The sequence below is a fragment of the Neorhizobium sp. S3-V5DH genome (assembly GCF_004343065.1).
GTDB classification, from domain to species: Bacteria; Pseudomonadota; Alphaproteobacteria; order Rhizobiales; family Rhizobiaceae; genus Neorhizobium; species Neorhizobium huautlense.
The window spans coordinates 590,425-612,544 of the sequence record NZ_SMCL01000001.1; the positions used below are offsets into that span (position 1 = coordinate 590,425).

General features: G+C 60.7%; 21 protein-coding genes. 7 read left to right on the forward strand and 14 right to left on the reverse strand.

Annotated features, from left to right (window positions below):
• Nucleotides 1-6 precede the first annotated feature (6 nt).
• The 3 genes from EDE09_RS02870 to EDE09_RS02880 all read left to right on the forward strand — a co-directional run bounded on the left by EDE09_RS02870 (nucleotide 7) and on the right by EDE09_RS02880 (nucleotide 3,318).
• On the forward strand, nucleotides 7-765 hold the full coding sequence (locus tag EDE09_RS02870) for a crotonase/enoyl-CoA hydratase family protein (RefSeq protein ID WP_105373284.1): 759 nt from the start codon (nucleotides 7-9) through the stop codon (nucleotides 763-765).
• An 80-nt stretch (nucleotides 766-845) separates the two neighbouring features.
• Nucleotides 846-1,145, forward strand: a complete 300-nt coding sequence (locus tag EDE09_RS02875) for a hypothetical protein (protein WP_132408760.1) — start codon at nucleotides 846-848, stop codon at nucleotides 1,143-1,145.
• An 82-nt stretch (nucleotides 1,146-1,227) separates the two neighbouring features.
• A complete protein-coding gene (locus EDE09_RS02880) occupies nucleotides 1,228-3,318 on the forward strand; it encodes a methyl-accepting chemotaxis protein (protein WP_132408762.1) in 2,091 nt (696 codons plus the stop codon).
• Between the two features lie 44 nt (nucleotides 3,319-3,362).
• On the opposite strand, the gene EDE09_RS02885 is transcribed toward EDE09_RS02880, so the two are convergent.
• Nucleotides 3,363-4,607: a class I SAM-dependent RNA methyltransferase gene (locus EDE09_RS02885; protein ID WP_132408764.1), complete on the reverse strand. Its 1,245-nt coding sequence runs from the start codon at nucleotides 4,605-4,607 to the stop codon at nucleotides 3,363-3,365.
• Nucleotides 4,604-5,359, reverse strand: coding sequence for a TlyA family RNA methyltransferase (locus EDE09_RS02890; protein ID WP_132408766.1), 756 nt, complete (start codon nucleotides 5,357-5,359; stop codon nucleotides 4,604-4,606). Before EDE09_RS02890 ends, EDE09_RS02885 begins: the two co-directional genes overlap by 4 nt.
• A 153-nt stretch (nucleotides 5,360-5,512) precedes the next feature.
• On the opposite strand from EDE09_RS02890, the gene EDE09_RS02895 reads away from it, so the two are divergent.
• Nucleotides 5,513-7,453, forward strand: coding sequence for a methyl-accepting chemotaxis protein (locus EDE09_RS02895; RefSeq protein ID WP_132408768.1), 1,941 nt, complete (start codon nucleotides 5,513-5,515; stop codon nucleotides 7,451-7,453).
• 107 nt (nucleotides 7,454-7,560) lie between these two features.
• Nucleotides 7,561-8,556 carry a DUF4424 domain-containing protein gene (locus tag EDE09_RS02900; protein WP_132408770.1) on the forward strand — a complete coding sequence of 332 codons (996 nt, stop codon included), beginning with the start codon at nucleotides 7,561-7,563 and terminating at the stop codon, nucleotides 8,554-8,556.
• A gap of 9 nt (nucleotides 8,557-8,565) precedes the next feature.
• Here the strand turns inward: EDE09_RS02900 and dxs are convergent, their stop codons facing one another.
• The 9 genes from dxs to EDE09_RS02945 all read right to left on the reverse strand — a co-directional run bounded on the left by dxs (nucleotide 8,566) and on the right by EDE09_RS02945 (nucleotide 18,407).
• Nucleotides 8,566-10,485 (reverse strand): 1-deoxy-D-xylulose-5-phosphate synthase, encoded by a 1,920-nt coding sequence (gene dxs / locus EDE09_RS02905; RefSeq protein WP_132408772.1) that lies wholly within the window; start codon nucleotides 10,483-10,485, stop codon nucleotides 8,566-8,568.
• A 101-nt stretch (nucleotides 10,486-10,586) separates the two neighbouring features.
• On the reverse strand, nucleotides 10,587-11,510 hold the full coding sequence (locus tag EDE09_RS02910) for a pirin family protein (RefSeq protein WP_132408774.1): 924 nt from the start codon (nucleotides 11,508-11,510) through the stop codon (nucleotides 10,587-10,589).
• Nucleotides 11,511-11,611: 101 nt separating this feature from the next.
• Nucleotides 11,612-12,727, reverse strand: coding sequence for a hypothetical protein (locus EDE09_RS02915; RefSeq protein WP_132408776.1), 1,116 nt, complete (start codon nucleotides 12,725-12,727; stop codon nucleotides 11,612-11,614).
• Between the two features lie 175 nt (nucleotides 12,728-12,902).
• Nucleotides 12,903-13,262: a DUF1850 domain-containing protein gene (locus tag EDE09_RS02920; RefSeq protein WP_105373274.1), complete on the reverse strand. Its 360-nt coding sequence runs from the start codon at nucleotides 13,260-13,262 to the stop codon at nucleotides 12,903-12,905.
• On the reverse strand, nucleotides 13,259-15,367 hold the full coding sequence (locus EDE09_RS02925) for a TRAP transporter permease (protein WP_105373273.1): 2,109 nt from the start codon (nucleotides 15,365-15,367) through the stop codon (nucleotides 13,259-13,261). The genes EDE09_RS02920 and EDE09_RS02925 overlap by 4 nt, the downstream gene beginning before the upstream one ends.
• Before the next feature lie 175 nt (nucleotides 15,368-15,542).
• On the reverse strand, nucleotides 15,543-16,478 hold the full coding sequence (locus tag EDE09_RS02930; RefSeq protein WP_105373308.1) for a TAXI family TRAP transporter solute-binding subunit: 936 nt from the start codon (nucleotides 16,476-16,478) through the stop codon (nucleotides 15,543-15,545).
• A gap of 184 nt (nucleotides 16,479-16,662) precedes the next feature.
• A complete protein-coding gene (locus EDE09_RS02935) occupies nucleotides 16,663-17,202 on the reverse strand; it encodes a GrpB family protein (RefSeq protein WP_132408778.1) in 540 nt (179 codons plus the stop codon).
• Between the two features lie 15 nt (nucleotides 17,203-17,217).
• Nucleotides 17,218-17,472, reverse strand: coding sequence for an exodeoxyribonuclease VII small subunit (locus tag EDE09_RS02940; protein WP_105373271.1), 255 nt, complete (start codon nucleotides 17,470-17,472; stop codon nucleotides 17,218-17,220).
• A 2-nt stretch (nucleotides 17,473-17,474) separates the two neighbouring features.
• Complete coding sequence (locus EDE09_RS02945; RefSeq protein ID WP_112801512.1) at nucleotides 17,475-18,407, reverse strand: histone deacetylase family protein; 933 nt, start codon at nucleotides 18,405-18,407, stop codon at nucleotides 17,475-17,477.
• A gap of 131 nt (nucleotides 18,408-18,538) precedes the next feature.
• On the opposite strand from EDE09_RS02945, the gene EDE09_RS02950 reads away from it, so the two are divergent.
• A complete protein-coding gene (locus EDE09_RS02950) occupies nucleotides 18,539-18,937 on the forward strand; it encodes a thioesterase family protein (protein ID WP_245505057.1) in 399 nt (132 codons plus the stop codon).
• Here the strand turns inward: EDE09_RS02950 and EDE09_RS02955 are convergent, their stop codons facing one another.
• From EDE09_RS02955 to EDE09_RS02965, 3 genes are read right to left on the reverse strand one after another with little or no spacing between them, the layout of a single operon-like run.
• Nucleotides 18,938-19,501 (reverse strand): biotin transporter BioY, encoded by a 564-nt coding sequence (locus tag EDE09_RS02955; RefSeq protein ID WP_105373268.1) that lies wholly within the window; start codon nucleotides 19,499-19,501, stop codon nucleotides 18,938-18,940.
• Nucleotides 19,502-19,532: 31 nt separating this feature from the next.
• Nucleotides 19,533-20,138: an energy-coupling factor transporter transmembrane protein EcfT gene (locus EDE09_RS02960; RefSeq protein WP_132408780.1), complete on the reverse strand. Its 606-nt coding sequence runs from the start codon at nucleotides 20,136-20,138 to the stop codon at nucleotides 19,533-19,535.
• Nucleotides 20,135-20,812 (reverse strand): energy-coupling factor ABC transporter ATP-binding protein, encoded by a 678-nt coding sequence (locus tag EDE09_RS02965; protein WP_132408782.1) that lies wholly within the window; start codon nucleotides 20,810-20,812, stop codon nucleotides 20,135-20,137. The genes EDE09_RS02960 and EDE09_RS02965 overlap by 4 nt, the downstream gene beginning before the upstream one ends.
• Before the next feature lie 107 nt (nucleotides 20,813-20,919).
• On the opposite strand from EDE09_RS02965, the gene EDE09_RS02970 reads away from it, so the two are divergent.
• Nucleotides 20,920-22,110, forward strand: a complete 1,191-nt coding sequence (locus EDE09_RS02970) for a winged helix-turn-helix domain-containing protein (RefSeq protein ID WP_132408784.1) — start codon at nucleotides 20,920-20,922, stop codon at nucleotides 22,108-22,110.
• Nucleotides 22,111-22,120: the final 10 nt, after the last annotated feature.

A 22,120-nucleotide genomic window follows, 5' to 3' on the forward strand; every position in this document is an offset into this window, starting at 1 on the left:
TTTTCCGTGAGCGACAACCATATCCTCGTCGAGCGTCCGGAAGCCCAGCCGGGCGTGATGGTCATCCGGTTTAACCGGCCGGAAAAGAAGAACGCCATTACTTCGGCCATGTATAACCGCATGACCGCAGCGCTGAACGAGGCAAACGAGGACGAAGCGGTGAGAGCCGTTGCATTCCTCGGCACGGAGGGGTGCTTTTCTGCCGGCAATGACATGGGCGACTTCCTCGCCTATGCCATGTCCGGTTCGAAGGAACCACCTGCCGCCGCCGTCTTCATCAAGGCGCTGGCGGTTGCGGAAAAGCCGTTGGTGTCAGGCGTTGATGGGTTGGCGATCGGCATCGGTACCACGCTCAACCTCCACTGCGACATGACGATCGCCTCCTCCCGCAGCCTGTTCAAGACGCCTTTCGTCGATCTGGCATTGGTGCCGGAAGCAGCTTCGAGCCTGCTCGCTCCGAAAGTGATCGGACATCAGCGCGCTTTCGCCATGCTGGTGGCAGGAGAGGGCTTTTCTGCCCGGGCAGCGCTCGACGCCGGACTGATCTGGAAGATTGTCGAGCACGATGCAGTGGAAACGGAGACGCTGTCACTCGCCGCAAGCCTTGCAAAAAAACCGCCGCAGGCTTTGAAGATCGCCCGCGATCTGGTGCGCGGGCCGCGGGAGGCTATTCTTGCGCGCATGGACGAGGAACTGGTGCATTTCTCAGCACAGTTGAAGAGTGCCGAGGCGCGCGCCGCCTTCGAAGCCTTCATGCGGCGTTAACGCTGACAATCAAGAGAACGGGCGTCCCGACTTCTTTTGGGGCACGGCCGGGAATAGATTGTGTCGCAAGGAGAGAACTCATGCGCACTATCTTGCTTGGTCTGATGATCCTGTCGGCTGCCTGTTCAACGACCTCTGCCGGGACGTCGCCGCTTGCAGGCTCTCAGACGCCATGGAGCTTCGCCCAGTATCAGGGTGACACCCATACCCGGACTGATGACCGGCCTCAACGACCTCAGCGCTACGTCTGCGTGGTCCCGCCGCCACAGAGCGATGATCGCGACCGGCCGTATGTTTGCCGCGCCGACGCTGGACGGGTGGGTGGACGCTGCCGCTGCCCGAATGTTGTCGGCAATGGGCGTCTTGATCTCGACTATTGAGCAAGTGTCGGTTTTCTAAATTCAATTAAATCTTAATAAGCCATCCCTAACTCTTGCTGTAGTACAAGAATCGGGGACGTGCATGCGTAAGAGAACGAATCTGATGACCCGCATCCTCATTGCGGCATCGGTTGTTGTAATGGTCGCGTTGGCAGCTTTTTCGGCGCATATCTATTGGGTTCAGCAAACTGCGACGACAAGGGCCGTCCATGACAACATGAGCTCTTCGGGCCGGCAGGCGGCGGAAAGTCTTGCAAACTGGATGAATGGCCGCATCGTGCTGACAAGCATGGTGGCCGATGCCATTGCGGCAAATTCCGCAGACGTTCTTAAGGTCCTCGACAATCAGGTGCTGACGAAGCAGTTCGTGAGTACCTATTTCGGCGACGAAGCGGGCGTATTCACCATGTGGCCGAAACTGCCGATGCCGGAGGGTTACGATCCGCGCAAGCGCCCGTGGTACAAGGACGCGGTCTCAGCAAACGGACCGGTGTTGACCGAGCCTTATGTGGACGCCTCGAGCGGCGATCTGATCGTGAGCGCTGCAGTGCCGGTCAACGCGGGTGGAAAACTGGCAGGTGTTGTCGGAAGCGATTTCGCGCTCGACGCCATCGTCAATCTCATCAAGTCCGTCGATGTCGGGGTTGAGGCCACAGCCTTCCTGGTCAATAAGAACGGCACCATCCTTATTCATCCCGACAGCAAGCTGATCGGAAAGACGCTTGCCGACATGTTCCCGCAGGATACGCCGAAGCTTGGGGCCGATCTCGTCGATACCCGCCTTGCGGGCAAGGACGTGCTGGTGAGCTTTGTCCCCGTCGCCGGCCTGCCGAGCGTCGAATGGTCCCTCGGCTTTGCCGTCGACAGCGACGCTGCCTATGCGTCGTTGCGCGATTTCAGAAACAGCGCGATTGTCGCCACCGTTCTGGCGGTCGCCTTGATGATGGCCGCGATGGCGTGGGTCCTGAACCGGTTCGTCGTTCGCCCCGTGACCGACATGACGAGAGCCATGGAAAAGCTTGCCGCCGGGCAGCTCTCGATTGCCGTTCCCGGCGAAGAGCGTCGTGACCAGATTGGCGCCATGGCTGCTGCCGTCGCAGTCTTCAAGGCTAACGCGATGGAACGCGAGCGGCTGGAAGGCGAGGCGGAAACCGGCCGCCGTCTGACCGAAAGCGAACGGCGTGAACGGGAAGCGCAGAAGGCCCGCGAGGAAGCCGAGATACGTGCTGTCGTCGAAGGCCTGGCCGAGGCGTTGAAGGCGCTTTCTGCGGGCGATCTTGCCTATCGGATCGAAAAGCCGTTCCCGCAGCATCTCGATCGCCTCAGGGACGATTACAATACCTCTGTTGCCCAGTTGCGCTCGGCTCTTCAGACGGTCGGAGCAAATGCCCGTACGATCGATGCAGGTGCGGCGGAAATTCGCCATGCGGCCGATGGGCTTGCTCACCGCACGGAGCAGCAAGCGGCCTCCGTCGAGGAGACCGCCGCCGCGCTGGAGGAAATCACCACCACCGTCCGTGATACCGCTCATCGAGCCGAAGAGGTCGGTGCGCTGGTGACACGAGCCCGCGACGGTGCTGAGCAATCCGGCAATATCGTTGCCAAGGCAGTCTCTGCGATGAACGAGATAGAGGAGTCCTCGGGCAAGATTTCCAATATCATCGGAGTGATCGACGATATCGCCTTCCAGACGAACCTTCTGGCGTTGAACGCCGGCGTCGAAGCTGCCCGCGCGGGAGAGGCCGGCAAGGGTTTTGCCGTTGTCGCCCAGGAAGTGCGCGAACTTGCACAGCGCTCGGCTCAGGCCGCCAAGGAAATCGAGGCACTGATCAGCGCATCCAATATGCAGGTCCGTTCCGGCGTGACACTGGTCGCCGATACCGGCACTGCGTTGAAGAGCATCATGACCCAGGTTCAGGAGATCAGCCGGCATGTCGGCGCGATCGTCACGGCGACGCGCGAACAATCCACCGGCCTCAACGAGATCAATCATGCGGTCAATGCCATGGACCAGGGTACGCAGCAGAATGCCGCAATGGTCGAAGAACAGACGGCGGCAAGCCATGGCCTGGCGGCGGAAGCGGCAAAGCTGATGGAATTGCTCTCGCAATTCAATCTTGGCGGCAGCGAAGGGGCCACAGAATGGTCACATGGCAGCCGCCACGCGGCGTGATTGCCGATTTTGAGATTGGTGCCCGCCCGGTGAGGCGGGCATTTTCATTTCCGAAGTAGCGCCACCGTTTCGACATGCGGAGACCAGAGGAACTGATCGATCGGAGTCACTGAGGTGATGCGGTAGCCCCCATCGACGAGGATCCGAAGATCGCGGGCAAGCGTGCCCGGATTGCAGCTGACGGCGGCTATGCTCTTGATGCCGGAGCGGGCAAGTTCCTTGACCTGCGCCTCGGCTCCGGCGCGCGGCGGATCGAAGACCACCGCGTCGTAGTTCTTCAATTCCAGGAGCGTCATCGGCCGGCGGAAGAGATCGCGTTTTTCCACGCTTACCGGCTTCAGGCCTTGTGTGTTTCGAGCGGCATGATCGAGGGCCTTCAGCGATTTTTCCTCGCCTTCAACCGCATGCACCTTGGCCATGCGGGCAAGCCTCAGGGCAAAGGTTCCAGAGCCCGCGAAGAGATCGAGCACGCGTTTGGCTTTTGCCAGATGGGAAAGCACCAGATCGGCCATGGCGTCTTCGGCGGGTTTGGTCGCTTGGGTAAAGGCTCCCGGCGGCGGCGAGACCTTGACGCCGCCGAAGTCGATCAGCGGTTTTTGTGGCTCGATGAGGACCTCGCCATTGACCGAGACACGAGCGATCCCCTTGAGGCCCAGGACGGTTTCAGTCGCGGCGCGACGCTGCTTGTCGGAAAGTGGCTTCAGGTCATGGGCGGCGAGATCGAGTCCGGAAAGCGTTTCCAGCACCGTAATGTGAAAGGTATCGGAGCCGACCGCCAACGCTTGTCCGACCGCCCGGATAGCTTCGAGCCGCGCCATGATGCCGGGTGAGGCGATCGGACATTCCTCGATCGAGACGATATGGTTGGTCTCGGCACGGTTGAAGCCGAGCAGAAAATCCTTTTCTGTCTTGCGGGCCGAAAAGACCGTCCGCCGCCGCTCGCCGGGCTGCGCGACGACAAGCTCGCCCACCTCCGGCGCAAGACCCTTGGATTTCAGCGCCTCGACCACCAATTCACGTTTGAAATCGCGATAAGGGGTCTCGGCCAGATGCTGAAGCGAACAGCCGCCGCAGGCGTCCCGGTCAGGGTCGAAATGGCGACAGAGCGGCGTGATGCGGTCCGGCGAAACCTGCGTGATCGACATCAGTGAACCATGGTTGCCGTTGCGGGCGATTGCCACCGTCTCGCCTGGCAGCGTATGCGGCACGTAGACCAGGCCTTGATCGCTTTCCGCAATGCCATGGCCCTGCGCACCGAGCCGCGTGATCTGGACTGTTTCTGTGCTCATTCCGGTTTCTTTCCTGCGAGCAGGAATTCCTGATTGCCATCGCCGCCCGCTATTGGGGAAGGGATCAGGCCAAGGCTCGTCCAGCCCATATCTTCCGTCAGCCAGCGTTCCAGTTCGGCCGCAACCTGGGGCGCCGTCTCAGGCTCCCGCAGCAGACCTCCCTTGCCGATCGCCTCACGGCCGGCTTCGAATTGCGGCTTGACAAGAAGCACGCATATGGCCCCTGGCGTTGCGAGGTTCAACGCCGGCGGCAAGGCAAGCTTCAGCGAAATGAAAGACACGTCCGAGACAACGAAATCGATCGCACGGCCGCCGATATCGTCCGCGGTGAGATTGCGGGCGTTCAATCCCTCTATATTCGTCACGCGCTGATCGTCGGCAATCTTCTCGTGCATCTGCCCGTGACCGACGTCGAGCGCGGTGACATGGAACGCGCCACGTTCGAGCAGCACCTGCGTGAAGCCGCCGGTGGAGGCGCCCACGTCGAGGCAATTCGTGCCGCGTGGGTCAAGCGAGAAATGATCGAGCGCTGCGACGAGCTTGAGGGCCGCCCGGGATACGTAATGCTTTGCGGGGTCATCGACAGCAATCCTCACATCCGGTGAGAGCAGCTGGCCCGGTTTGGTCACCACCTGGCCGTTCACCGTAACCGTGCCGCGTGCAATTGCGTCGCGCGCCCGGGAGCGGCTGTCGAACAGTCGAAGGGACACCAGGAGTTGGTCGAGGCGTTGGTTTTCTGCGGTTTTGGACATGATGTTATGTCAATGCCCGCCCCGCATGATGCTGGCAAGGCCATCGGCTATGAAAACTTGGGAGACGGTTCAACGTAATTTTAATCGACTTGCGGTTTTCTGCGGATGGAGGAGACGCCCAGGCTGTGTCATCCGGAAAAAGCGAAAGTCGTCATGTCACTAAAAAATCTCTCCCTCAATAAAAAACTGATCATTACCTTCGTGGCTCTGATGTCGGTCTGCCTGCTCGCTTCGGCGGGCGTCTATTGGCAGTCCTTGAGGTCTAACCGCGCCTCCGTGCAGCAGATCACTGCGCAGGAAATCATGATGAATGTGGATGCGGCGCTCGAAGCGATGCTGGAGCAGGCCGTCAATCAGCGCGGCTTCCTGCTCTTCAAGAGCGACAGCACTTACAAGGATGTGTTCGTCAACCGCGACAAGATGATTGCCGCCATCGATGCTGGCAAGAAGGCAGCTGCAGGCATGCCGGACCTCATCGCTTCGCTGGACGCCATGCGTGCCGCGGCCGACGTCTTCCACACCCAGCTGACCGAGCCGCAGCTTGCTGCCCGCAAGAATACCGATATGCCGATCGACCAGGTGATCGAAATCGGCCGCAACCAGGCCAAGGGCCAGCTTGACGGCTTCCGCGACGCCGCGGCGAAGATCAAGAAACAGGCCATGGACCTGACGACGGGTACGCGCATCGAGCAGGCCGACGCGTTTGGTGACCTGCTGATGGCGCTCCTCCTGGGTGGCGGCCTCGCCGGCGCGATCGCAGCGGGCCTGGTCTGGGCTTTGTCGCGGGCGATCGTCACCCCGATCATCGGCATGACGGAGGCCATGACCTCTCTCGCCGGCGGCAACCATAACATCGACGTTCCCGCTCTTGATCGCGGTGACGAGGTGGGCCTGATGGCCAAGGCCGTGGCCGTCTTCAAAGATGCCGCGATCGAAAAGCAGCGGCTTGCCCATGACGCCGACGCGCTGCGTGAGACCAATGAGCGCGAACGTCTTTCCAACGATGCGCAAAAGGCCAAGGAAGCCGCCGAGATTGAATTCGCCATGGACTCGCTCGCATCGGGCCTCGCAAGCCTTGCCAATGGCGATGTCGCCTATCGGCTTGAAAAGCCGTTCTCCGGCCGTCTGGACCGGCTACGGACCGATTTCAACCAGGCGCTCGAGAAGCTCCAGGCAGCCCTCCGCGCAGTTGGCGACAACGCATCCGCAATCAGCGCGGGCGCCGTCGAAATCCGTGCCGCTGCCGACGACCTCGGCCGCCGTACCGAACAGCAGGCGGCTTCTGTCGAGGAGACCGCGGCCGCACTCGAAGAAGTGACGACGACCGTCCGGGAATCGGCCCGTCGCGCCGAAGATGTCGGCCAGCGTGTGCAGCGCGCCCGATTCGGTGCCGAGAAATCGGGCGAAGTGGTTCGTCGCGCCGTCTCCGCCATGGAGCAGATCTCAAAGTCCTCCGGCGAGATCATCAATATCATCAGCGTCATCGACGACATCGCGTTCCAGACGAACCTGCTTGCCCTGAACGCCGGCGTCGAAGCCGCCCGTGCGGGGGATGCGGGCAAGGGCTTTGCCGTCGTCGCGCAGGAAGTTCGCGAACTCGCCCAACGTTCGGCCAACGCGGCAAAGGAGATCAAGTCGCTCATCACGACCTCCAGCCAGCAGGTCGATGCCGGGGTGGCTCTGGTCGGGGAAACCGGTCAGGCGCTGGAAGCGATCGTCGGCGAGGTGCAGCAGATCAACGAGCATCTGAGTGCGATCGTCATTTCCACCCGCGAGCAGTCCACCGGGTTGCAGGAGATCAACACCTCCGTCAACACCATGGATCAGGGCACGCAGCAGAACGCGGCCATGGTGGAAGAGCAGACTGCCGCGAGCCACAAGCTCGCCCATGAAGCCGAGGCATTGGATGCGCTCCTGAAGCAGTTCAATCTCGGAGGACCTTCCACTGGCCGCATCGCACGACCGATGGCCGCTCCTGCCGAAGCCCGCCCCGCAGCATCGCCCGTCAATGCATTGCGCTCGACGGTCGCCCGTGCCTTCTCCGGCAAGACGGCAACCGCAGCCGCGGTGAGGGAAGACTGGTCGGAATTCTGATCCCCGAACAATAAAATGCCAAGGCAGGCCGGAATGCTTTTTGGCCTGCCTTTTCTGTTTAAAGGTTCCGGTCTATCGTCCGGCCCAACCAGGCTGGAGGGATGGAAATGCGGTGGACCTTTTTGTTGGGCGGGCTTTTATTGGCCTCCAATTCGGCCTTGGCCAATGATACGACCGCCGAACTGACGACCGGCGGTCTCATCTACGCCCAGACCTCCGAAGTGACCATGGAAGAGGAAAACCTCTACATTTCCCAGGACGAGGTTCTGGTGGACTATGTCTTCAGGAATAGCGGCAAGTCTGATTTTGAAAGCATCATCGCTTTTCCCATGCCGGATGTCGTCGGCGGTTCGCAAAGCGACATTGCTTACGGTGATCCGGAAAGCGACAACTTCCTTGGTTTTTCGGTCATGCAGGACGGCAGACAGATCACGCCGCAGCTGCAGCAGCGGGTGATCGCGATGGGCATCGATCGCACCGAGGAATTGCTGGCCCAGCAAGTTCCGCTTCTGCCCTATAGTGAAAAGACCGGCGAGGCGCTCCAGAACCTGCCCGAGGACGTCAAGAAGCGTTGGATCTCCGAGGGCTTGGTCTATGTCGATCGCTACGATGCCGGAAAGGGCTGGCAGGAGGATCTGCGGCCGGTCTGGACGCTGCGTTCCGTCTATTGGTGGAAAACCACGTTTCCCGCCGGGAAACCAGTACGCGTCAGCCACCGCTACAAGCCGAGCGTCGGCGGCACGGTTGCCATGAGCTTCATCGAGGATGGCGAGCCGGGTTTCAACTACGACACCTACGTGGATCGCTATTGTCTCGATACCGTCTTCATGAAGACCGCCGCCAAGCTGGAAGCGGCCGCAGGCAAGTCCGGGCCGCACTATACCGAGCAATGGGTGTCATACATCCTCACGACCGGCGCCAACTGGAACGGACCGATCGGCAAATTCAAGCTGACCGTCGACAAAGGGCGCCCGCAAAACTACGTCAGCTTTTGCGGCAATGGCGTGAAGAAGGTCGGTCCAACGACCTTCGAGATGACGGCGACGGATTTCTATCCGGAAAAGGATTTGCACGTCCTGTTTCTGACGGCCGCCGACAACTGAGCAGATCCGTCACCCCGCGAAACCGACGCCGATCCGGGTTTGGCCGAGCGCGTTGAACACCGTCGAGACGATGCCGGCGCGGTCGAGGCCGGCCTTGGCATACATGGCGTCCGGACTCGCTTGTTCCATCCAGATGTCCGGCAGGACCATGGAACGGATCTTCAGCCCGTTGTCGAGCAATCCCTCGGAGGCGAGGAATTGCAGCACGTGACTGCCGAAGCCGCCGACGGCGCCTTCCTCGATGGTGATCAGCACCTCGTGATGGCGGACGAGCTGACGGATCATGTCGTGGTCGAGCGGCTTGGCGAAACGGGCATCCGCGACGGTTGTTGAAAGTCCGGCTGCGTCGAGATCTTCTGCCGCCAGCAGACAGTCCTTGAGCCTTGTGCCGAAGGAGAGGATCGCAACCTTTGCTCCCTGCTTCACGACGCGGCCCTTGCCGATTTCGAGGATCTCACCGCGCTCCGGCAGTTCGACACCGACGCCTTCGCCGCGCGGATAGCGAAACGAGATCGGGCCTTGGTCATAGGCTGCGGCAGTGCGCACCATGTGCTTCAACTCGGCTTCATCGGCGGCAGCCATCACCACCATGCCAGGCAGGGTGGCGAGGACGGTCGTGTCGAACGATCCCGCATGGGTCGGCCCGTCGGCGCCGACGAAGCCGGCACGGTCGATCGGGAAGCGGACGGGAAGGCCCTGGATTGCCACGTCATGTACGACCTGGTCGTAGCCGCGCTGCAGGAAGGTCGAATAAAGGGCACAGAACGGCTTGTAGCCTTCCGCGGCCAGACCGGCCGCGAAGGTCACCGCATGCTGCTCGGCGATGCCGACATCGAAGGTACGCGAGGGAAAAGCGTCAGCAAATTTGTCGATGCCGGTGCCGTTCGGCATGGCGGCGGTGATTCCGACGATCTTCTCATCGAAACCTGCTTCCTGCACCAGTGCTGCGCCGAAGACGCTGGTATAGCTCGGCGCATTCGGCTTCGATTTTGCCTGCGCGCCGGTAATGACATCGAACTTGTTGACGCCGTGGTATTTGTCGGCTGCGGCTTCCGCCGGGGCATACCCCTTGCCCTTCTGCGTGCAGACATGGATCAGGACAGGGCCCCGGGCATTGTCGCGGACATTGCGCAGCACGGGAAGGAGGTGGTCGAAGGAATGGCCGTCGATCGGGCCGATATGATAAAAGCCCATCTCCTCGAACATGGTGCCGCCCGTTACATAACCGCGAGCATGCTCAACGGCGCGGGTTATCGCCCGGTCGATCCCGCGGCCGAGATAGGCGGTCAGTTTCTTGCCGAGGTCGCGGAAGCCCATATAGGTGCGGCCCGAGGCAAGCCGCGCCAGGTAGGCGCTCATCGCGCCCGTCGGCGGAGCGATCGACATGTCGTTGTCGTTGAGGATGACGATCAGCCGGGCATCGAGCGCGCCGGCGTTGTTGAGAGCTTCATAGGCCATGCCCGCAGACATCGCGCCATCGCCGATCACCGAAATCACGTTGCGCTTTGACTTCGAAAGATCGGCTGCCACCGCCATGCCGAGGCCGGCGGAAATCGAGGTGGAAGAGTGCGCGGCTCCAAACGGGTCGTATTCGCTCTCGGCCCGCCGCGTGAAGCCCGAAAGCCCGCCTTCCTGGCGGAGTGTCCGGATACGGTCGCGTCGGCCGGTGAGGATCTTGTGCGGATAACATTGGTGGCCGACATCAAAAATCAGCCGGTCGTCGGGCGTGTTGAACACCTTGTGGATGGCGATTGTCAGCTCCACGACGCCGAGACCCGCACCGAGGTGCCCCCCGGTCCGCGACACCGCATCGATCATCTCATCGCGCACTTCACGGGCAAGCTGCGGCAGGTCGCGGTCATCGATCTCGCGAAGATCAGCGGGAAGCATGACCTTGTCGAGCAACGGCGTGATAGGCGTTGATGTCACAGGGGCTGGCCTTTTCTGCTCTTGTCCGGAAGTCTGTCCTTCCACAAGATGAGAAGAAAACAGGCTTTTTCAAGTTGTCCAAACCCCGGTTCTAACCGATTTTAACCCATCGGCAAGGGGACAAACTCCTCCTCGTCGCCCGGCACGATATCAAAACGGCCCGTACGCCATTCCTCCTTTGCCTTTTCGATTCGCTCTTTCGAGGAGGAAACGAAGTTCCACCAGATATAGCGTTTGGAATTGAGAGCAGCGCCGCCGAACAGCATGAGGTGACAGCCCTGCGGGCCGCCGTCGAGCGTGATCGGGTCGCCGGGGCGGAAGACCAGAAGCTGATCGGCAGCGAACCGGTCGCCGGCGATGACAAGTTCGCCGGACAGGATGTAGATGGCTCTTTCCTCGTGCTGAGCGGCGAAGGGAAAGCGACGCCCGGCTTCCAGCCGCAGGTCGACATAGAGCGTATCTGTAAACATCGGGACCGGAGAACCAAGTCCTTCAAACGAACCAATCACTACCCGTCCCCTGGCGCCGTCCGCATCGATCACGGGCATGGCTTCTTTGCCGGTGTGGGCAAAGGCCGGGTCGATCTCCTCCTTGTCGTCCGGCAGCGCCAGCCAGGTCTGCAGGCCGGACACCGAAAGCGGATGGCCGCGCAGGTTTTCCGGCGTGCGTTCCGAATGGACGATGCCGCGGCCGGCCGTCATCAGGTTGATGTCGCCGGGACGGATGACGAGTTCGGTGCCAAGGCTGTCACGATGCTTGATCTCGCCGTCGAAGAGATAAGTAACCGTGGAGAGCCCGATATGCGGGTGCGGCTTGACATCCAGAGCCTCGTCGGCGCGCAGCAGTGCAGGCCCCATCCGGTCGAAGAAGATGAACGGCCCGACAAGTCGCCGCTGCCGGGTCGGCAGGGCGCGCCTGACGGCAAAGCCGCCAATATCGCTGGTCCGTGGAATGATCAGGTTCTCGATCGCATCGCAGGCGAAAGCATCACCGGCAACCGGGTCTGTTCCGGGAAAGAAGGACATGGGCTGATCTCCGTCTCGATTGATGGAGAAGCTAGCCCGAGATTGAGTATTCGAACAACCGAAACCGGAGAAACAGTGTGTTTCTCATCCGAGGGTCTGGTTTACCCGAAATGCCCGCCGATCAGGCGGCTCCATTGTTCGCCTGCCAATCCGTTCAGAAAACCGTCCCCGGACTGGATGGCCTGCCGGATGTGGGGGTCTCGACAATGAAGCACGCTTGATGCGCTGTTGATGAATGCGATCCGCTTGCCGAGCATCGCTTCCATCAGGAAAGGCTGCGTTCGCCCGCGCACCGCATTTGCGCCCTTGGTTGCTGCATGGGCGATTACCGCATCCACAACTGTCTCCTCCTGCGAAGGGGCGGCAAGCATCTGGACGATCCGGGCGGTGATCTGGGGGCGCCAATGGTAAAAGAAGCCTCCGATAGGCTCCTCCACGCGATTGAGAACGGCGCAAAACGCCGGGTGCCCGAACTCGGGTTTCTCCAACGTCTTCGAAATCACCCTCAAAACCTCCTCGCGAGACCAGCCGGGCCTCAGGAGAAAGCGTTCGGTCATCATTGCAAAAAGGTCTGCAAAAGCCTCTTGACCGATTTCCCGGATGGAAATCCCGCCCTTTGTGGAAAGCGTGGCTGAGACACCAAGCCAACGCAGCCGGTCGGGCGACGTACGGCGCTGGAAGAGATTGTCCGCGCGCGACGCGATCTGCTTGAAAAGGCCGAGCCTCGGGTAACGGCGCTCGGCATTCTCCAGCGCGAAGGCGGCGGGCCGGATGACGCGGACCCAGTCGAGACTGTAGGACGGCAAGGCAATTCCGCCGAGATGTTTCCACATCCGCATCGAGACTTCGCTGGCGGTTTCACTGAAAGAGAAATCCTGCGGGCCGTTCAAGGCTGCTCTGAGCATCTTTGCTCCAGCGAGGGGATTGCCGGAGCGCTCGTCCACCATGATGGAGGTCAGGAGCGCGGCTCTGACAGGCCGATCTTCGAACCGCATGGGTAGAACATGCCGTCCTACAAACCCGGAAATCTCGCCGCCCTCGGCAACGTGGACGAGAGAGGGAAGGTCGGCTGCACAGGCTTCATCCTCGATATAAAGTTCCTGGAGGTATCCGATCAACTCCGGTGAGGGGTCATGGCCAGACTGGCGGAATATGCGCTGGAACAGCGCAGCCACGACTGGAATATCGGTGCCCGTCAGCGGGCGTATATGACCCATCCTGTTTCTCACGCCTGCGCCGGCATCCGATCGGCCGCAGGCCCGTTATGGGCAGCCGGCACGTCCTCAGCATATTCATAAGGCCGGTGATAGCGACATCCGGTGAAAAGAGGTTCAAGCGGGAGGCTAAACCTTTAAGGAACTGGTTCTTTTCAGAGCGGCCTCAGATCATCCATCATGGACAGGGCGAAAGAACCGCCGCCTCTCCAGACGTCGCACCGATCGTCAGGCAGCCGCGCTCATGGCACAGCAACCATCCGCCGCCCGTCGCTCCGGATGCGGCGAGCATAAGGCGCGGCTGAGGCGGTAGCGTCGGATGCCACACCCACCAGCCGTCCTGCAGTCTGGCATCCGGTCCTGGTTCCATCCCGGCACCGGAACCTTTGATGGCTGCTTCGCGAATCTCTAATCCGTCGGGCGTCACAGCCCAAGTCTCACGCCATTCGGTCTTCTGGACCGAATGGCTCCAGGACAATGTAAAAAGCATAGCGGCGACGGTAGCCAGTTTGCCGCCGGCAAGGATGCAGAGGCTCATGTAAGCGCTGGTGCGGCGGGCGCTCCGCGATTGCGCCACCAGTGCTGAGCGACCACGATGATGCCGAGCGCCCAACCCAGTTCGTCTGTCCAGGGCAGAGCCATGACGAGGCTCGCGCCTGCGACAAAGGCAAGCAGCCGCTCCCAGATCGCCATGCGCGCGAAAAGAAAGCCGACCACCGCCGTGCCCCACAACGCGATGCCGAAGCACGCCTTCAGGAAGACGTAGATCACCTCTACCGGATACCCCCAGGTGGCTGCTATCGTCCCGGGATCCTGCAGCATCAAAGCCGGGGTATAGACAGCCATGAAGGGTACGACAAAGCCTGACGTAGCGAGTTTTGTCGCTTCGATCGAGATCTTGAAGCCGGAGGTTTTTGCCATGGGGGCTGCAGCAAAGCACGCAAGTGCCACCGGCGGTGTCAGGTCAGCCATGATGCCGAAATAGAAGACGAACATGTGGCTGACGATCAGGGGCACTCCGAGTTCCAGGAGCGCCGGACCGGCAAGCGACGAGGTGATGATGTAGTTCGGGATCGTCGGAATGCCCATGCCGAGGATCAGGCAGGTGATCATCGTCAGCACCAACGACAGGAACATGCTGTGCTCCCCGACACGGATGATGGCGCCGACGAAAGTCGACGCGATGCCGGTGAGCGTCAGTGTACCGATGACGATGCCGACGATGGCGCAGGCAATGCCGACGGGAAGCGCATTCTTTGCGCCTTCCGCCATGGCATCCCGGCAGATGGCAAGCGTTTCCTTGCCGCCTTTCACGAAAAGACAGCCTGCGATCAGCGCCAGGATGACGATCGCCAGAAAATCGACCCCGTAGCGCAGGAAGGACGCGGCGGCGAGGCCGAGAACAATCCAGAAGACGATCCGGAAGGCCAGTGGACCGATACTCGCAGCCAGCGGCATTCCAAGGATGAGCACGATGACCAGCGCCAGCCCCATGGTTCCGGCGAAGATGGGCGTATATCCCGCAAAAAGCAGATAGACGAGTGCGGCAAGCGGAAGAATGAGCGGCCAATGTTCCCTGACTGCCGCCCAAGGGTTCGGGAGATCTGCTCTGCTCATCCCTTTCAGCCCGGCTTTGCCGGCTTCCAGGAAAACCATCCAGAAGCAGACGCCGAAATAGAGGATCGCCGGGATGATCGCCGCCTTGACGACTTCCGCATAGGAAACGTTCAGGGTTTCGGCCATGATAAAGGCAACCGCGCCCATGACAGGCGGCATGATCTGCCCGCCCATCGAGGAAGTTGCCTCGACACCGCCCGCAAAGGCGGAGCGGAAGCCGAAACGCTTCATCAGCGGGATGGTAAACTGCCCTGACGCCACCACGTTGGCGACGCCGGAGCCGGAGATCGTGCCCATTAGCGCTGACGACATGACGCAGACCTGTGCCGGTCCGCCGCGCCAGGTGCCGACCAGGCCCAGCGCAAAGTCGTTGAACAGCGCCAGCATGCCGGCTCTCTCGAGAAAGGCGGCAAACACGACGAAGATGAAGATATAGGCGGCCGAAACGTAGATCGGCGTACCGTAGATGCCTTCGGTGCCGTAGGCGAAGTTTTCGACGATCTGCTCGAAATCGTAGCCGCGGTGGACGAAAGGTCCCGGCGCGTATTGACCGAGGAAACAGTAGGCAAGGAAGATGCCGGCGATGATCGTCAACGGCAGGCCCATCAGCCTTCGCGCGGCTTCGAACACGAGGATGACGAGTGCAGTTCCGACGATGAGGTCCGGCGTCGTCAGGAACCCGGCCCTTTGTATTAGATCCTCGTAGAAGACCCAGTTGTAGACCCCTGTAAGGAAGCCGAGAACACCCAGAGCCCAGAACCAGATTTTACCGGCCTTGGTCTTGGCGACGAGATTGCCGAAAAGCACGAAGCCTAGCAGCAGCAGGAAACCCACATGCATGGCGCGGACGATCTGGCTGGCGAGCGTGCCGTAGGCGGCTGTCCAGAGCTGGAACAGGCTAAAGGTGAAGGCGATCCAGAAGGCTGCGCGTCCTGCCCAACCTTCGCCGAAGCCTGCCGGCAGGCCCTCGATTGCTTCTTCCGCGCTCTGCGGTGCCATTGATTGATGCATTGCGGATTGGGACATCGTCTCTCCGGAATCGGCCGCTTATGGCGAACTCCCACGTCTCCCTTGCGGAGAGAGGTGGGAGCAAATGCAAAGACAATAAGGGAGCCAGGAAAACGCCTTAGTCGCTGTTTGGCTTCTCATCGTCCTTCGGACTGCCTCCTCCGCATCGAGGAGAAGGCAGGCGCGCCGCCTCTTATTTCAACAGGCCGGCTTCCTTGTAGTAGCGCTCAGCGCCCGGATGCAGCGGCACCGGCATGCCGTCTAGCGCCTTCTTCGCATCGATCGCCTTGGCGGCGGCATGTGCCGCGGTAAGCTTTGGCAGGTTTTCGAAGAGAAGCTTGGTCATCTGGTAGACCGTTTCGTCGGAGACGCCGGAATGGGTGATCAGGAAGTTTCCGACCGCTGCGGTTTCCACGTCAGCGGTCTGGCCTTCATAGGTGCCCGCCGGAATGATGGCGGAAAGATAGGGCGCGCCGATTTTCTCGACTTCTGCCTTCGGGATCGCCACGACATTGATCTTGAGTGAGGTGGCGAGGTCGCGGATGGAAGCTACGCCAAGGCCCGCCGACTGCAATGTCGCGTCCAACTGCCGGTTCTTGATAAGCTCGACAGATTCGGCGAAGGGCAAGTATTCGGTCTTGCCGAGATCCTTGTAGGACATTCCCGCTGCCTCGAAGATCGCCCGCGCATTGAGCTCGGTACCGGATTTCGCCGCACCGACGGACAGGCTCTTGCCCTTAAGATCGGCAAGCGTCTTCACGCCGGAGTCGGCGCTGGCAACCACCTGGATATAGTTGGGGTAGATGGCGGCGATGCCGCGCAGCTTGTCGAGCTTGCCGGGAAAGCCTGCTTCCTTGTTGCCCTTCCAAGCTTCCTGCACCGAATCTCCAAGCGAGAATGCGATCTCGCCGCGTCCGGCCTGTAGCAGGTTCAAGTTTTCGACCGATGCCTTGGTGGCCTGCACCTGCGTGCGGACATCCTTGATGTTCTGGCCGTAAATCTCCGAAAGCGCGACGCCGAGCGGATAATATACACCCGACGTCCCGCCGGTCAGCACGTTGATGAATTCGGCAGCCCTCGCGCCGGAAGCCGAAAGCACCGTCGACATGGCCATCGTTGCGGCAAACATCAAATTGATTTTGTTGGATTTCACGCCAAACGTCACGATTGTCTCCTCCCAAAGCAACCCTTCAGATGACGGCTATCATGGGGAGGCGGCCACGGGGCGTCAATCGCTTTATGACGTGATCGCGGCGATGGTCGTAAGACTTTGGTTTTAGAGTGCGTGGTCGTTTCCGAGGCACGCAGCCACCTCAAGGATATCCAAAACCCGGACCAAGCCCGGCCTTTACCCGGTCGATGAACGCGCTTTTGAGCTCATTGTAACGCGCCCGGCTGTCGGGGGCGCTGGCAACAGCATTTTCCTTGATGGCGATATAGCTTTCACGCAGATTTTGATCGCTGCGCAACGCATCCCTGAGCGCCAGGTTCGAAACCCACGAATATCCGCCGAGTTGCACAAGATGGACGAGGTGCGTCCGCTCGGTGTGGTCCCGTCCCCGCCCGAAGATATGATGGCCCGGCACGCCGGCATGCGCCGCATAATCGTATCCGAGCGCCAGAAGCGGGTCATAGCAGGCTTGCCAGTCTGAAAGGGGGGCCAGGCCGATGATGATGTCGAGGATCGGTTTGGCGCGCATGCCGGGTACGGAGGTCGAACCGTAATGCTCTATCTCCTTCGCCAAACCGCCCAGTGCAACAGAAATTCGCTGATGTTCCGCCGCGAATTCCACCGGCCATTGCGGATCGTAATCGACGAGGACGTTCGTGTTGTGCTTGAGGCCAAGCACCATGTCCTCTCTCCGCAATTATTCGCCGTCAAGCGGCTCGACGCCCTGCGGCTTGCCGGCGCGGTCCAGGCGGATCTTTTCAATCCGGTTCTCGGCAGCGGCCAGCAGCTTTTCGCAATGCTTTTTCAAGGCTTCGCCGCGCTCGTAGATGGCGATCGATTCATCGAGCGCCACATCGCCGCGCTCGAGCCGCGCGACGATGCTTTCGAGCTCGGCCACCGCCTTTTCGAAGGAATAGCCGCTCACATCGACGGTCTCGTTGCTCTCGGTCATTTCTATCCCCTCATCAGTCTGCAGATATGCATGCCGGCCGATTCGGCCAGTCCTTCCAGATCATAGCCGCCCTCCAGCAGGCTTACGACCCGGTTGTTTGCGTATTTGCCGGCGATCTCCATCAGCCGTCCCGTCGCCCAGTCGAAATCGTCGCCGACGAGGTTGATCTGCGCCAGCGGATCGCGGTGGTGGGCATCGAACCCCGCCGAGATCAGAATGAAATCCGGGCGGAAGTTTTCGAGTGCCGGCAGCACCCGGCTCTTGAAGGCTTCGCGAAAGTGCTCGCTGCCGGTGTCGGGCGAAAGCGGAGCGTTGACGATATTGCCGTCCTTGCCGCTTTCGTCCTTGGCGCCGGTGCCGGGATAAAGCGGCATCTGGTGCGTGGAGCAGAACAATACCGACGGGTCGTCCCAGAAGATGTCCTGAGTGCCGTTGCCGTGATGCACGTCCCAGTCAACGATCGCGACGCGTTCCAGCCCATATTTTCGCTGCGCATGACGCGCGGCGATCGCGACGTTGTTGAACAGGCAGAAGCCCATATATTTGTCTTTTTCGGCATGATGGCCCGGCGGACGAGCCGCGACGAAGGCATTGTCCACCTTGCCGGTGAGCACGTCGTCCACGGCCGCCATGGCTCCGCCGATGCCGGTCAGTGCCGCCTGCAGGCTCTTCGGCCCCACATAGGTGTCCGCCTCGATCTGGCGAATGGTGTCTTCCTCGGGAATTTCCCGCATCACGGCGCGCAGGTAGCTTTCGGGATGGGCGAGCAGCACCGTATCCTCGTCCGCCTGAGGGGCCTGCTTGCGATCCAGCTTTTCGAAATTCGGGTGCTGCAGGGCGATCGCTAGCGACCGCAGCCGGTCTGCACGTTCCGGATGCCCTTCGGGCGTGCGGTGTTCGAGGAAGATGTCGTGTTCGTAAAGGCGCGTGGTCATGCGGCGGCCTCATGAGGTTGTCTGCCCGACATGGCGCAGATGGCGTGATTTTTCAAGCATGCTCCTTTTGTCTCGGAGCTTGTTTCGAATGAAAGAATGGTCTTACATGGGAATACAAGCGAGGAAGTAAGGTGGCCAAGGACACAGTAAAATCGCAGGAATTCCGGGTGCCCTTTCGCGATGTGGACATGAATGGGGAGATGTTCCGTGCTGCCTATGTCGTTCGCGCCGAGGAAGCGCTCACCGAGTTCTGGCGGCGGCGTAAGCCGCAGAAGGACGATCCATTCTTCGCGATCGGCAAGATTACCTGTACGTTCCACGCTGCCCTGAAGTTCGGTGATCTTGTGCATACGCATGTGGGGGTCAGCAAGATCGGCGGAAAATCGGCCGGCTTCCTGGTGCATATGTTGCGTGGCGATGAAGCCGTGGCGGAGGCTGAAGTCGTCTGGATCGCCTGCGATCGGGAAAGCAAGGAGCCGGTCGCGCTTCCGGAAGACCTGCGCGACTGGCTCTACGGTTTCCTGGATTGATCAGGCCCTCTGCGGCAGCAGCGGATAACCGACCATTACCGCGCGGCCTGCAAGTGCTGCGATCAGCGCCTTGAAGCAATCGCCCGGGATGAAGGCAAGCGATCCGAGGAAGGCCTTGGAAAAGCCAAGCCCGGTGACGAGCGCCAGATAGGTGATCCCGAAAGCATAGAGCACGACGACGCCGCCGATCAGCGCAGCCAGGAAGAAATTCACGCCCTGGACGAGGCCGGTCTGGCCCCGGTCCACGAAATGTTCGGCGATGTAGCCCGTCACGAACGCCGCGAAGACCCAGCCGATGAGATAGCCGGTGGTTGGCGCCGCAAAGACTGCAAGACCGCCGCGGCCGCCGGAGAGCACGGGCAGGCCGATTGCGGCAAGCAGAAGAACCAGGAGGACGGCGAAGGTACCGCGCTTGGAACCCAGAACCACGCCCGCAAGCATGACGCCGAGCGATTGGGCGGTGATCGGTACCGGAATGAAACCGAGCGTGATCGGCGGCAGCAAGCCGAGCGATACGATGATTGCGGCGAACAAGGCGGCCAGGACGAGATCCCGCGTGGTCATGCTTTGTGATTCCTTAATACCGGATAACGGGTCATCTCTGCGCACGAATACCCCGTGCGTCAATGGCTGCGGCGATCTCGTCGGCATTCTTGAGCGTCAGAATGATCAGCGGAACCGCGAGCGTCAAGACGCGAGGCTTCAGCCCGCGGGCTCGATGAGCATCCTGAATGGCATGGTAGCGGTCCAGTATTTCCGGCACGAAACGAATGACGAGGCCGATCGACAGGCCGATGTCGGCTGCCTTGACGAGGCCGAGACGCTCCAAAGGCCAGGCGGCGAGCGTGATTTCGTCGATAAACTCGCCAATCCCGGTCGTAGCCGTCACCGCTGCCGCGAGCAGCATCAGGCTCGTCAGCCGAAGCAGCACGGTTGCAGCCTCTTCGACAGAGCCGACGAGCAGCGTGAACAGGGCAACGACGGCAATGGTCAGGAAGATCGGGCGGAGACGGGCGAGCGACTGACGTAGGCCGATCCCGAGCGATGCATATATCGCGACACTTATCACGGCGGCCAGCGCCAGCGGCGGGATCGACCTGAACAAGAACAGAGCAATGCCGGCGGCAGCGAGGCCGAGAAGTTTGGTGCGCGGCGGAAGCCGATGCAGCAGGCTGTCGCCTTCGACGTAAAGCGTCTTCATCGGGTAAGCTCCCGGTAGCGCCTGATCGTATCGGCAGGCCGGCCATCGGCGGCAAGCCGGCCCTCGTGAAACAGCAGGACGCGGTCGAAATCTTCGATCAGCTCCAGATCATGGCTGATCACCATGATGTTCTCGTCCAGGCCTTCGATAGTCCGCTTTACCAGCTCGCGGTTTTTCAGATCGAGCTGATTGGTGGGTTCATCCATGATCAGGATGTCCGGCTCCGTCACCAGAACCGAGGCCAGCGCCGCAAGCTGCAATTCGCCGCCCGAAAGCTCGTGAGCCCGGCGGCCAGCCAGATGACTGATGCCGAACCGTTGGAGCACTCTGGCCACGGCGACGTCGGTCTCCTGTCTGGAGAGCTTTCGATTTTTGAGACCTAACGCGATGTCTTCCTTCAGGATCGGCAGGATGATCTGGTTCTGAGGGTTCTGAAAGATGAAGCCCGTTTCGGCGCGGACCTTGTCACCATCCTTGCTCGTGTCGAAGCTGTTGACGACGACGTGACCTGAGGAGGGGATGACAAGCCCGTTGATCATCCGCGCAAAGGTCGTCTTGCCTGAACCATTAAGACCGATGATCCCGATGCGCCGCTCGCTCAGCGAAAGGGTAAGGGGATGGAGGACGATACGCCCATCGAAACGCGCTTCTGCTTCCTCGAAACGAATATCCAAGCCGGTCCCTCGCTTTGAGCCGTCTATAGACCGGAAAAGGAGGGAGGGGAATGCAGAACCGAACGTGAACATTGAAACGGCGGCGAGCGCGGTCTACTCTGCCTTTCATGGCGATTCTCATTCCGAACGATCTAGCCCGAAAGATATTCCTCGAGCGGCAGCGGCTTTCCCAGCCGCCCGGCCGCGCTCTCACCAAGGCGGGGCTCCTGCAGCTCATCGATGATCTTGGCTTCGTCCAGGTCGATAGCATCGCGACGGTCGAGCGCGCCCATCACATGATCCTCTTCTCGCGCAATCAGACCTACAAGCGCGACCATCTGACAGCGCTACTGGAGAAGGACCGCGAACTTTTCGAGCACTGGACACACGACGCTTCGATCATTCCGTCGCGGATGTTCCGTTACTGGAAGCATCGCTTCCGCCGTCGCGAGCCGATCCTTGCGGAACGCTGGAGGAAGTGGCACGGCGATGGGTTCGATTCCGCTTTCGAGGAGACTTTCCGGCATATCGCGGAAAACGGCGCAATCATGTCGCGGGACATGAAGGTCGAGGATCACAAATCCGGCGGCTGGTGGAACTGGCATCCGAATAAGACGGCACTGGAATATTACTGGCATATCGGAAAGCTCGCGATTGCGGGTCGGGTGAATTTCCAGAAGATCTACGACCTCGCTGAAAGGGTCATTCCGCCGCATCACCATGAGCCGGAGGTGAGCCACGAGGAATTTATCGACTGGGCTTGCCGCAGCGCGCTTGAGAAGCTCAGCTTTGCAACATCGGGCGAGATTGCCGCGTTCTGGGATATCGTCACGCCCCAGGAAGCCAAGGAATGGGTCACGGATCATCGCGACGAATTGACGGAAGTTCTGGTGGAACCTGCCGACGGCGGCAAGCCGCGCGCCTCCTTTGCATTTGCAGGGTTTCCCGAAAATCTGGGTGATCTTCCCGAGCCGCCTGCCCGGGTGCGCGTGCTCAGCCCATTTGACCCGCTGCTGCGGAACCGGGACCGCGCAGAACGCCTTTTTGACTTCTTCTACCGCATAGAGGTTTTTGTGCCCGAGCCGAAACGGCAATACGGCTATTATGTCTTCCCGCTGCTTGAGGGCGAGCGGATGATTGGCCGGATCGACATGAAGGCCGACCGAAAATCGAATATGCTGGACGTGAAGCGCCTGTGGCTGGAAAAAGGCGTTCGCCCGTCTGCCGGCCGTCTGGAAAAGCTCGAGGCCGAGCTTCTCCGGGTGGCGCGCTTTGCCGGCGTGGAGAAGATTTCATATCAGCAGGGCTGGCGCGGCTAGCTTTCAGGGC

Excerpts from the sequence above, each read along its gene's own strand:
- EDE09_RS02875 (WP_132408760.1), top strand. The coding sequence starts at position 846 with ATGCGCACTATCTTGCTTGGTCTGATGATCCTGTCGGCTGCCTGTTCA.
- EDE09_RS02880 (WP_132408762.1), top strand. The coding sequence starts at position 1,228 with ATGCGTAAGAGAACGAATCTGATGACCCGCATCCTCATTGCGGCATCG.
- EDE09_RS02885 (WP_132408764.1), bottom strand. The coding sequence starts at position 4,607 with ATGAGCACAGAAACAGTCCAGATCACGCGGCTCGGTGCGCAGGGCCAT.
- EDE09_RS02890 (WP_132408766.1), bottom strand. The coding sequence starts at position 5,359 with ATGTCCAAAACCGCAGAAAACCAACGCCTCGACCAACTCCTGGTGTCC.
- EDE09_RS02895 (WP_132408768.1), top strand. The coding sequence starts at position 5,513 with ATGTCACTAAAAAATCTCTCCCTCAATAAAAAACTGATCATTACCTTC.
- EDE09_RS02900 (WP_132408770.1), top strand. The coding sequence starts at position 7,561 with ATGCGGTGGACCTTTTTGTTGGGCGGGCTTTTATTGGCCTCCAATTCG.
- EDE09_RS02910 (WP_132408774.1), bottom strand. The coding sequence starts at position 11,510 with ATGTCCTTCTTTCCCGGAACAGACCCGGTTGCCGGTGATGCTTTCGCC.
- EDE09_RS02915 (WP_132408776.1), bottom strand. The coding sequence starts at position 12,727 with ATGGGTCATATACGCCCGCTGACGGGCACCGATATTCCAGTCGTGGCT.
- EDE09_RS02920 (WP_105373274.1), bottom strand. The coding sequence starts at position 13,262 with ATGAGCCTCTGCATCCTTGCCGGCGGCAAACTGGCTACCGTCGCCGCT.
- EDE09_RS02925 (WP_105373273.1), bottom strand. The coding sequence starts at position 15,367 with ATGTCCCAATCCGCAATGCATCAATCAATGGCACCGCAGAGCGCGGAA.
- EDE09_RS02930 (WP_105373308.1), bottom strand. The coding sequence starts at position 16,478 with ATGTTTGCCGCAACGATGGCCATGTCGACGGTGCTTTCGGCTTCCGGC.
- EDE09_RS02935 (WP_132408778.1), bottom strand. The coding sequence starts at position 17,202 with ATGGTGCTTGGCCTCAAGCACAACACGAACGTCCTCGTCGATTACGAT.
- EDE09_RS02940 (WP_105373271.1), bottom strand. The coding sequence starts at position 17,472 with ATGACCGAGAGCAACGAGACCGTCGATGTGAGCGGCTATTCCTTCGAA.
- EDE09_RS02945 (WP_112801512.1), bottom strand. The coding sequence starts at position 18,407 with ATGACCACGCGCCTTTACGAACACGACATCTTCCTCGAACACCGCACG.
- EDE09_RS02955 (WP_105373268.1), bottom strand. The coding sequence starts at position 19,501 with ATGACCACGCGGGATCTCGTCCTGGCCGCCTTGTTCGCCGCAATCATC.
- EDE09_RS02960 (WP_132408780.1), bottom strand. The coding sequence starts at position 20,138 with ATGAAGACGCTTTACGTCGAAGGCGACAGCCTGCTGCATCGGCTTCCG.
- EDE09_RS02970 (WP_132408784.1), top strand. The coding sequence starts at position 20,920 with ATGGCGATTCTCATTCCGAACGATCTAGCCCGAAAGATATTCCTCGAG.